This window comes from Nocardioides sp. P5_C9_2 (assembly GCF_054049555.1).
Genome location: NZ_JBFUMD010000650.1, coordinates 1 through 1647 on the forward strand (window position 1 = coordinate 1; position 1647 = coordinate 1647).

The 1647-nt window shown below is 70.1% G+C and carries 3 protein-coding genes; all 3 read left to right on the plus strand.

Annotated elements, in window-relative coordinates:
• Positions 1 to 427: glycosyltransferase (locus tag ACXJKL_RS20620; protein WP_457208862.1), on the plus strand; the 427-nt coding region annotated here is incomplete at its 5' end.
• 55 nt (positions 428 to 482) lie between these two features.
• The gene (locus ACXJKL_RS20625; RefSeq protein WP_457208863.1) at positions 483 to 1406 is read left to right on the plus strand and encodes an NAD-dependent epimerase/dehydratase family protein; all 924 of its coding nucleotides are present in this window, start codon (positions 483 to 485) and stop codon (positions 1404 to 1406) included.
• Positions 1407 to 1408: 2 nt separating this feature from the next.
• Positions 1409 to 1647 (plus strand): hypothetical protein (locus ACXJKL_RS20630; protein WP_457208864.1); only part of this gene is annotated, 239 nt, incomplete at its 3' end.

Here is a 1647-nt window from a genome sequence, read left to right on the forward strand (position 1 = left end):
GACCCGGGCCGCCGAGCTCGGGGTCGCGCACGCCGTCCGCAGCCTCGGGCCCGTGCCGAAGGCATCGATCCCCCACCTGCTCGCCGCCGCGGACGTCGAGTGCCACGAGCAGGGCGACGGCCTCGGGACCGCCACCCTCGAGTCGATGGCCGCCGGGGTGCCGGTCGTGGGCTGGGGACGCCTCGACAACTTCCCGGGCGTCGAGCTGGTCGAGGGCCGCGACATCCTGCTGTGCCCCCGCGGCGACGTGCCCGGCCTGGCCGGCCGTCTCCTGCGCGTGCTCGGCGACCCGCAGGCCCGCACCACGATCGGCGCCAGCGCCAGCCGCATCGTCGACGAGCACTTCGCCCTGGACCGCGTCCTCGACACGCACCTCGACACCCTCACCGAGCTCGCCGCCACCGGCAGCCGGACCACCGCCCGCTGATAGCCTGCGGGCGCCTCTCCGGCCCCGCAACCGACCCCTCCAGGAGCGCTTTTCCATGACCTCGAAAGAGACCGTCTTCTTCACCGGCGGTGCCGGATTCATCGGGATGCACGTGGTGCCGATGCTGCTGGAGAAGGACTACAAGGTCCGGATCTTCGACAACATGTTCCGGGGGGACCGCGACGCCGTCGCGGCCCTCGGCGACGACGTCGAGCTGATCGACCAGGACGTCCGGTACGGCGGCGCGGTGCACGCGGCCATGAAGGGCTGCTCCAAGGTCATCCACGCCGCCGCGGTGTCGATCAACAAGAGCCAGGCCGACCCGCACGAGTCGATGGACATCAACATGATCGGCAACCACAACGTGTTCGCGGCCGCCGCCGACCACGGCGTGGACCGGCTGGTCTACTGCTCGTCCGCGTCGGTCTACGGAGACCCCGAGAAGCTGCCGATGCACGAGGACGACACGCTCAGCCCGCTGACGCCGTACTGCATCTCCAAGCGCGCCGGCGAGGACCTCCTCGGCTTCTACGAGCGCCGCAACGGCCTCTCCTGGATCGCGCTGCGGTTCTTCAACGTCTACGGCCCGGGCCAGAAGACCACGGCCTACTACACGTCGGTCATCAACCACTTCGTCAACCGCATCAAGAGCGGCGAGCCGCCGGTCATCGACGGCAAGGGCGAGCAGTCCATGGACTTCATCCACGTCCACGACATCGCCCGCTCGGTCGTGCTGGCGCTGGAGTCGGAGCAGTCGAACTTCCCGGTCAACATCGGCACCGGCATCGACACCTCCATCGCCGACCTGGCCGACATCCTCATCGAGGCCGTCGGCGCGGACGTGGAGCCCATCTTCAACCCCCGCGACGTGCTCGTCAGCCGTCGGGCCGCCGACGTCGAGCGGGCGCGCGAGCGCATCGGCTTCGAGTCGACCATCCCCGTCGGTGAGGGGATGACCGACCTCATCCGGACGGCCTGACGGTGAGCGGCGTCGGGCTGCCCGCCAACCCGTGGAACGAGCATGCGTGGGTGGTGGGCGAGCCCGACGTCGGTGAGGGCACCTGGATCGGCGCGTTCACCGTCATCGACGCGTCGGGCGGGCTGACGATCGGCGCGGGCTGCGACATCTCGTCCGGCGTGCAGATCTACACCCACTCCTCGGCGAAGCGCTGCGTCAGCGGTCGCGACCACGACGTGGTCGTCCGGTCCCGGGTCACCAT

Coding starts and splice junctions, on each gene's coding strand:
- ACXJKL_RS20625 (WP_457208863.1), top strand. CDS start 483: ATGACCTCGAAAGAGACCGTCTTCTTCACCGGCGGTGCCGGATTCATC.